This is a genomic window from Sphingomonas bacterium, assembly GCF_903643035.1.
Classification (GTDB): Bacteria; Pseudomonadota; Alphaproteobacteria; order Sphingomonadales; family Sphingomonadaceae; genus Sphingomonas.
In genome coordinates this window covers 1-7,559 of the sequence record NZ_CAHJWW010000139.1, presented here as the reverse complement: position 1 = coordinate 7,559, position 7,559 = coordinate 1, and the positions used below count along the sequence as shown (strand labels likewise).

Genomic DNA, 7,559 nt, shown 5'->3' with positions numbered 1-7,559 from the left:
CCGGAGCCGGGCCAGGTCAAGGCGGCGCTCGCCGGTCTCGCCGCCGCGCAGGCCAAGGCGCTGGAAGGCTCGACCTGGGTCGGCAAGCGGTTCGCGGATCGCGCCCGCGCGATGCACGAGGGGACCGAGCCGCAGGCGACGATCCACGGCCAGGCGACGCTCGCGGAGGCAAGGTCGCTGGCGCAGGACGGCGTGCCGGTCGCGCCGCTTCCGCTGCCGGTCACGCCGCCCGAGCGCAGCAACTGATTTTTCGGGCGGGTCGCTGGACGGCGGGGAGCGCGGTCGATAGGCCTGCGGCGGAGACTCCGTAGCTCAGCCGGATAGAGCATCAGATTCCTAATCTGAGGGCCGCGCGTTCGAATCGCGCCGGGGTCACCATCCCTCCCGCCGCGTCAGGATGGACGGGTCGGCGCCGCGAGCCCGATCTCCACCAGCCGCTCGTGCAGATAGTCGTGCGCGGTGATCGGCGTCGGATAGCGATCGGGATTGTCCGCGGTCACGCAGCCGGGCAGCGTCGCGATGAGGAAATCGGGCGCGGGATGGAGGAAGAACGGCATCGAATAGCGCGAACGGCCGCGCCGCTCGGGGGCGGGGTTCACCACGCGGTGGGTGGTCGACGGCAGCACGTGGTTGGTCAGCCGCTGAAGCATGTCGCCGACGTTGACCACCAGCGCGCCCTCGGGCGGCCTGATCGACAGCCAGCGGTCCGCCCCGTTTCCCCCGCTGCGATCCAGCAGTTCGAGCCCCGCTTCCTCCGCGCCCAGCAGCAGCGTGATGAGGTTGATGTCCTCATGCGCGCCCGCCCGCTCGCCCTGCGCATCGGGGGGGATTGGGGGGTAGTGCAGCAGCCGCAGCACCGAATTGCCGTCGGCCACGGCATGGTCGAACCAGTCGGGCGCGAGCTTCAGGTGGCGCGCGATCGCGGACAGCAGCCGGTCGCCGGCCGTATCCAGGGCCGCGAACATCTCGGTGAAGGTCTCGCGGAACGCCGCCGGCCGATCGGGCCAGACGTTGGGCGCCATCCGCGCCGCGTGGCGGTGCCCGGCCGGAAGCTCGCGGCCGACGTGCCAGAACTCCTTCAGGTCGACCACGCTCGCGCCCTTGGCGATCTCGGTCCTGAACGGGGTATAGCCCCTGGCGCCACCGCCGCCGGCGCGATGATGGCCGCGCTTCTCCTCCTCCGGCAGCGCGAACAGCGCCGTCGTCTGCGCCCAGGCGCGGTCGATCAGGTCGGGCGGGATGCCGTGGTCCGCGACGATTGCGAAGCCGAACCGCTCGAACGATCCGCCAAGGTCGCGCGCGAACCCGTCGGGGTCCGTCGCCTGGCCGGCGAGGCTGAGCGTGGGCACGTCCGCGAGGCGGGCGGCGGCGGGGGTGTCGAGCATGGCTGGGATCCGTCGCGGCGCGAATGCCGCAGGCGGGCACGATAGGCCCTGATCGCCGCCGGGCAAGCCCCGTGCAAGCCCCCTGCAAGCCCCGTGCGGCGTCCGCCGAACGCCCGGGCGCCCGCCAAAAGGGGATGACCGGGATGCCGCGATGCACCATGGACCGGCCATGTCCCCCTCATTGCCCCTCCATCCCACCCGCCAGCGGGCGCCGATCGCGCTGGGCGAGTTCGTCGCGCTCGTCGCCGCGCTCCAGGCGGTGGGCGCGCTGGGCGTCGATGCGATGCTGCCCGCGCTGCCCGCGATCGGCGCGGAGCTCCACGCGCGCGGCGCCAACGCGACCCAGTTCGTGATCTCGGTCTATCTGCTGGGGCTGGGCGTCGGCCAGCTGATCCACGGGCCGCTGTCGGACCATGCCGGGCGCAGGCCGGTGATGCTCGCGGCGCTCTGCGTCTATGGCCTCGCCGGCATCGCCGCGACCGGCGCCGACAGCTTCGCGATGCTGCTGGCGGCGCGCTTCGTCGGCGCGGTCGCGGTCGCGGCGACGCGCGTGGTCACGGTCGCGACGGTGCGCGACTGCTACTCGGGCCGGCCGATGGCGAAGGTGATGAGCCTTGCCTCCATGGTGTTCATGATCGCGCCCGTGCTGGCGCCGACGCTGGGGCAGGGGCTGCTGTTCTTCGGGTCGTGGCGGCTGATCTTCGGCGGCATCGCCGGCCTGACCATGATCGTGACGGTCTGGTACTGGCGCCGCCTGCCCGAGACGCTCGCGCGCGAGGGGCGCCTGCCTTTCTCCGCCCCCCGCGTCGCGAGCGGCGTGCGGCAGGTGCTGGGGAACCGCTGGTCGCTAGGCTACATGCTCGCCGCGACCGCGCTCCAGGGCGCGCTGTTCGGCTATATCACCTGCGTACAGCCGATGGTGACGGGAGCGTTGCGCGCCGGCCCCCTGTTGAACGTCGTGTTCGCCGTCACCGCGGGCGCGATGGCGGCGGCGAACCTCCTCAACTCGCGGTTCGTGCTGCGGATCGGGTCGCGCGTCCTGTCGCAGGCGGCGCTGGTCGCGATGATCCTCGCCGCCGGGGCCGCGCTCGCCGCCGGCCTGTCGGGACGCGAGACGCTGCTCGGCTTCGTGCTCTTCCAGGCGGTCGCGATGGCGTCGTTCGCGCTCGCCAACTCGAACTTCTCCGCGCTGGCGATGACCGACATGGGCGCGATCGCCGGCACCGCATCAAGCGTGCAGGGCTTCGTCACCATCACCGTCGGGACGATGCTGGGCGCGGCCATGGGCCAGTCCTACGCGGGCACCACCACGCCGCTCCACCTGGGGTTCCTGCTCGCGGGCCTGTTCGCGCTCGGCTGCGTGGCGGTGACGGAGCGCGGATTGCTGTTCCGCGCAGGCTGAACCGGTGCCGGCCGCCGACCGCCGGAACCGCCAGGCCCGTCGCGCCGTTCGCGCTCCGATGGCCCATGCCGGGCCGACCACCAATGGCCCATGCCGGGCCGACGAGGAGTTGAGACATGGGCGGCAGCCAGATACCCAGCCGTGGGACGGGCGACGACGGCTTCGACGACGAGGGCTATGACGAGGAGCAGCGCGCCGAGATCCTGGAGGCGACCCGCGACGGCCCGTCCGACGGCACCATCCTGACCGACCTCGATCCCGACCTCGGGGCCGAGACCGACGACGAGGAGGACCCCGACGAGGACGAGACCTCCATGGAGGACGACGAGACGGGCGAGGAGGACGACGACGCCAAACAGTCCGAGGAGGACATGGACGAGGACGACGCGCAGGAGGATTTCGACGCCGACGACATGGCGAAGGGCGACGACCTAGACGACCGCGACGACGTGGCGACCAAGGCCTGAGCGGTCGGGCGGCGACATGCCGGCGACGTGGCCGGCGCCGGCGACCGGCGTGCCTACCCGGCCACCGTCCGACCGCGGCCGGTCGCTCCCGTCGACGGATGCGATCGGACCGGCGATCGGGGTCCCGAACGGCACGGCACGGACGTACCGCGGTGTCCCTCCAACGGAATGGCCCATTTTCGTTCATGGCAGCGCAAGAAACCGTGTCCGTCGGGCAACAGGCGGGTCGAAGTTTGCACCGCAGCATGAAAACACGGGAAATGTCCGCAATTTGCGTAGTTTGACATGTCCTCGGCAAGCCGGCGCGATAGCGAAGTCGGCACCCGATCATGACAAGGTACATCTCAATGCGTCAGTTCTCCCTCGCCGTGGCAACAACCGCGCTGCTCGTCGCCGCTCCTGCGTTCGCCCAGGATGCCGGTTCCACGCCCGCCGATCCGGCGACCGCTCCCGCGGTCGACCAGCCCGTGTCGACGACCGCCACCGCGCCCGACGGCAGCCGGTTCTTCGGGTTCGAGCCGTATGCCGGCGTGATGGGCGGATGGGATTATTTCGACAACCACGGGGCATATCGTGCCGGCGTCCCGGTCATCCGCAACGCGGACGGGTCGGTGAACACGCATCGCCATCTAAACGGCGGCCTGGTCGAGGGGGTCGTCGGCGCCAACCTGCCGCTCGGTCCGGTGTTCGTCGGCATAGAAGGCCAGGCGAGCAAGGGCTTCGACGGCGACATCGACTGGGAATATGGCGGGTCCGGCCGGTTCGGGCTGCGCGCCGGCGATAGCGGCCTGTTCTACGGCCGGGTCGGCTACAAGTGGGTGAACTTCGACCGCATCGCCGATACCCGCCGCGACTATCACGCGATGGAATATGGCATCGGCGTCGAGGCCGGTCCCAAGGACCTCGGTCTGGGCGGCCTCACGAGCCGTGCGGGTCTGCGTCTGCGCGGCGAGGTCAGCACGTTCGGCAACTTCCACGCGTGGCGGCCGATGGCGGGCATCCTCGCGCACTTCTGATCGCGCGACGATCGATCCCAGGGACGATCCGGGGATGGGGGCGCGGCGCGAGCGGCGCCCCCATTCCGTTCACCGCATCGCGTTGGCCAATACCGCCAGACCGGCGGGGTCGACGCGCTCGCCCGTCGCATCGGTGTGCGCCGCCCCCCGGTTGCTTGCGGGATGGTCGTCGGGCTGGCCGCTCGCGACGTCATAGGCGGTCCACACGATCCCGCCCGCCCAGAACAGCGCGGACCACCGGCTGCGAAAGATGCGGGACAATGGCATTTCTGGACCCTCGTCCGGCGCGGGTTGCCGCGTCGTTGCCGGACGGGGTTAACGGCGCAGGGCGATCCGGGGATCGCTCCGACACCGGCGCCGTCCGGCCGGTCCGGCTTGTCCGCCCCCGTCGCAGCCCCCACCTGACCCTTCCGAACATCGCCCCCACGAGGTCCCGCATGCGCTACAATCGTCTTGGTCGTACCGGCCTGTTCGTGTCCGAACTCTGCCTCGGGACCATGACGTTCGGGGGCGCCGGCTTCTTCGAATACATGGGCGGGCTCCGCCAGGAGGAGGCCGATCCGCTGGTGAAGGCCGCCGCCGATGCCGGCGTCACCTTCTTCGACACCGCCAACGTCTATTCGCAGGGCCTGTCGGAGGCGATCACGGGCCAGGCGATCAAGAACCTCGGGCTCGACCGTCATTCGGTGGTGATCGCGACCAAGGTGATGGGTCAGATGGGCGACGGCCCCAACGACCGCGGGCTCAGCCGCACGCACATCATCGAGCAGTGCAAGGCGAGCCTGAAGCGCCTCGGCACCGATTACATCGACCTCTATCAGATCCACGGCTTCGATCCCGCGACGCCGATGGAGGAGACCCTGCGCGCGCTCGACGTCCTCGTGAGCCACGGCCATGTCCGCTATGTCGGCGTCTCCAACTGGGCGGCGTGGCAGGTCCAGAAGGCGCTGGGAGTGTCCGAGCGGCTGAACCTCGCGCGGTTCGAGACGCTCCAGGCCTATTACTCGCTCGCCGGGCGCGACCTGGAGCGCGACGTGGTGCCGATGCTGCGCGACGCGGCGATGGGCCTGATGGTGTGGAGCCCGCTCGCCGGCGGCTTCCTGTCGGGGAAGGGCGATGGCGAGGGCCGCCGTTCCACCCGCGCCTTCCCGCCGGTCGACGAGGCGCGCGGCGCTCAGGTGATCGCGGCGATGCGGCCGATCGCGCAGGCCCATGGCGCGTCGCTGCCGCAGGTCGCGCTCGCCTGGCTGCTGGCCAGGCCGGCGGTGACGAGCGTCATCATGGGGGCCAAGCGGCTCGACCAGCTGACGGACAACCTCGGCGCGGTCGACGTGACGCTGACGGCGGACGATCTGAAGACGCTGGACGAGGCGAGCGCGCTGCCCGCCGAATATCCCGGCTGGATGCAGGCGTTGCAGGGCGCCGGCCGCGCGGTCGGCCCCAACGAGGCGCTCGAAAAGGCGTGACGCCGCGCCCGGGAGGCAATCGCGTCGGCCTGCTGGGCGGATCGTTCAACCCCGCCCATGCGGGGCACCGCGCGATCACGCTGGCGGCGGTCCGCGCGCTGGCGCTGGACGAGGCGTGGTGGCTGGTGTCGCCGGGCAACCCGCTGAAGGACGGGGCTCCCGACATGGCCCCGCTCGCCGCGCGGCTGGCCTCGGCCCGCCGCCAGGCGCGGCTGGCTCCGATCCGGGCGAGCGACGTCGAGACGCGGCTGGGCACCCGCTACACCGTCGATACGGTGCGTGCGCTGGTCCGGCGGCATCCGCGCATCCGGTTCGTCTGGCTGATGGGTGGGGACAATCTGGCGCAGTTCCATCGCTGGCGCGACTGGCGCGGGATCGCGCGGGCCGTTCCCATTGCGGTGGTCGCACGTCCGGGCTATGAACGTGTGGCTCGGGCGGCGCCCGCCTCGGGCTGGCTGCGGCGCCACCAGCGGCCCGCACGTCAGGCGAAAGACTGGACGCAGTGGAGTCTGCCGGCCCTCGTGCTGTTGCGCTTCCGCCCCGACCCGACCTCCGCCACGGCGATCCGCGCCGCCGATCCAGCTTGGTCCAATCCGGCCGGGGCAGGTCCAGCTGGGGCCGACCCGGTTTTTGCCGGCTCGGGCCGGCCTGTTCCGTCCTTCCGCCATCCGGCACCCTAGGAGTCGTCTTGCCCACATCCATCCCCAACTTCCGCGCGCCCGATGCCGCTTCGACCGACGCCGCCCTGGCGGCGGGCGACCGGGCGGTCGAGGCGCTGCACAGCCTCGTCCTCGCCAGCCTCGACGACGACCAGGCGCTCGACACCGTCTCGATCCCGCTCGCGGGCAAGTCGTCGATCGCCGACCATATGGTGATCGCCAGCGGTCGCTCGACGCGGCAGGTGGCGTCGATGGCGTCCAAGCTCGCCGAGAAGATCAAGGCCGAGACCGGTCGCCCGACCCGGATCGAGGGGCTGCCGACCGCCGACTGGGTCCTGATCGACGCGGGCGACGTGATCGTCCACCTGTTCCGCCCCGAGGTCCGCAGCTTCTACAATCTGGAGAAGATGTGGTCGTTCGGCGAAGCCCCCGCCGCGCCCGAGCCGGCGGCCGTGAACGAGCCCTCGCCCGGCAACGCCTGAGCCGGACGGGCTCGGGCCGGACGGACGCAGGGCGGGGCTATGCTCCTGCACATCGTCGCGCGCGGCCGGATCGGCCGGTCGCCCGAGGCCGATCTGGTCGACCGCTATCTGAAGCGGATCGTCTGGCCCGTGCGGACGACCGAACTGCCCGATCGTGGCGGGCGGATGCCGGGTGCGGCGGCCGGGATGCGGCGGGTGCTGCTCGACGAGACCGGCGAGATGCTCGGCTCCGTCGCCTTCGCCGGGCGGCTGGGGCGGTGGCGCGACGACGGGGTGCGCGAGGCGCGGTTCGAGCTGGGCGCCGCCGACGGGTTCGACGACGCCGCCCGGACGGGTGCGGACCTGCTGCTGTCGTTCGGCAGGCTGACCTGGCCGCACCTGCTGGCGCGCGCGATGCTGGCAGAGCAACTGTGGCGCGCGACCAGCATCCTTGCCAACCACCCCTATCATCGCGAAGGCTGAGCCGCATGGGCAGGATGTGGCGCCGGGCCGGGCCGATCGTCGTGGTGGGAGGGGCGCTGGTCGCGGTCGCGGCGCTCGCCGTTCCTGCCGCCCCGGCCCCGAAGTTCACCATAGCCGATCCGACCGTAGCAGATCAGCGACGCCGGCTGGTCGCCGCAAAGGCGGCCGGGGTGCTGGCCACGGCGCGGGCGGACGAGACGCGCCGGGCCGCCGATGCGGA

At 71.7% G+C, this 7,559-nt stretch carries 11 protein-coding genes and 1 tRNA gene; 10 read left to right on the top strand and 2 right to left on the bottom strand.

Annotated features, from left to right (window positions below):
* Together HUV01_RS09810 and HUV01_RS09805 are read left to right on the top strand one after the other, a co-directional pair.
* Window positions 1-246, top strand: a 246-nt coding sequence (locus tag HUV01_RS09810; RefSeq protein WP_174298091.1) for a DUF1178 family protein, incomplete at its 5' end; no start/stop codon positions are given.
* A 55-nt stretch (window positions 247-301) separates the two neighbouring features.
* Window positions 302-378: transfer RNA gene (locus tag HUV01_RS09805), tRNA-Arg, on the top strand.
* A 14-nt stretch (window positions 379-392) separates the two neighbouring features.
* Here the strand turns inward: HUV01_RS09805 and HUV01_RS09800 are convergent.
* Entirely contained in the window at window positions 393-1,385 is a 993-nt protein-coding gene (locus HUV01_RS09800) for an isopenicillin N synthase family dioxygenase (RefSeq protein WP_174298090.1), read from the bottom strand.
* Window positions 1,386-1,554: 169 nt separating this feature from the next.
* On the opposite strand from HUV01_RS09800, the gene HUV01_RS09795 reads away from it, so the two are divergent.
* The 3 genes from HUV01_RS09795 (at window position 1,555) to HUV01_RS09785 (ending at window position 4,270) form a co-directional block, all read left to right on the top strand.
* The gene (locus HUV01_RS09795; protein WP_254606539.1) at window positions 1,555-2,787 is read left to right on the top strand and encodes a Bcr/CflA family efflux MFS transporter; all 1,233 of its coding nucleotides are present in this window, start codon (window positions 1,555-1,557) and stop codon (window positions 2,785-2,787) included.
* Between the two features lie 116 nt (window positions 2,788-2,903).
* The gene (locus HUV01_RS09790; RefSeq protein WP_174298088.1) at window positions 2,904-3,254 is read left to right on the top strand and encodes a DNA primase; all 351 of its coding nucleotides are present in this window, start codon (window positions 2,904-2,906) and stop codon (window positions 3,252-3,254) included.
* A 347-nt stretch (window positions 3,255-3,601) separates the two neighbouring features.
* Window positions 3,602-4,270: an opacity protein gene (locus HUV01_RS09785; RefSeq protein WP_174298087.1), complete on the top strand. Its 669-nt coding sequence runs from the start codon at window positions 3,602-3,604 to the stop codon at window positions 4,268-4,270.
* A gap of 69 nt (window positions 4,271-4,339) precedes the next feature.
* Here the strand turns inward: HUV01_RS09785 and HUV01_RS09780 are convergent, their stop codons facing one another.
* Window positions 4,340-4,537 carry a hypothetical protein gene (locus HUV01_RS09780; protein WP_174298086.1) on the bottom strand — a complete coding sequence of 66 codons (198 nt, stop codon included), beginning with the start codon at window positions 4,535-4,537 and terminating at the stop codon, window positions 4,340-4,342.
* Window positions 4,538-4,707: 170 nt separating this feature from the next.
* On the opposite strand from HUV01_RS09780, the gene HUV01_RS09775 reads away from it, so the two are divergent.
* The 5 genes from HUV01_RS09775 to HUV01_RS09755 all read left to right on the top strand — a co-directional run.
* On the top strand, window positions 4,708-5,736 hold the full coding sequence (locus HUV01_RS09775) for an aldo/keto reductase (RefSeq protein ID WP_174298085.1): 1,029 nt from the start codon (window positions 4,708-4,710) through the stop codon (window positions 5,734-5,736).
* Window positions 5,733-6,416, top strand: a complete 684-nt coding sequence (locus HUV01_RS09770) for a nicotinate-nucleotide adenylyltransferase (protein WP_174298084.1) — start codon at window positions 5,733-5,735, stop codon at window positions 6,414-6,416. Before HUV01_RS09775 ends, HUV01_RS09770 begins: the two co-directional genes overlap by 4 nt.
* Window positions 6,417-6,481: 65 nt before the next feature.
* Window positions 6,482-6,877: a ribosome silencing factor gene (gene rsfS, locus HUV01_RS09765; RefSeq protein WP_174298092.1), complete on the top strand. Its 396-nt coding sequence runs from the start codon at window positions 6,482-6,484 to the stop codon at window positions 6,875-6,877.
* Between the two features lie 39 nt (window positions 6,878-6,916).
* Entirely contained in the window at window positions 6,917-7,339 is a 423-nt protein-coding gene (locus HUV01_RS09760; RefSeq protein ID WP_174298083.1) for a 23S rRNA (pseudouridine(1915)-N(3))-methyltransferase RlmH, read from the top strand.
* Window positions 7,340-7,344: 5 nt separating this feature from the next.
* Window positions 7,345-7,559: hypothetical protein (locus HUV01_RS09755; protein ID WP_174298082.1), on the top strand; the 215-nt coding region annotated here is incomplete at its 3' end.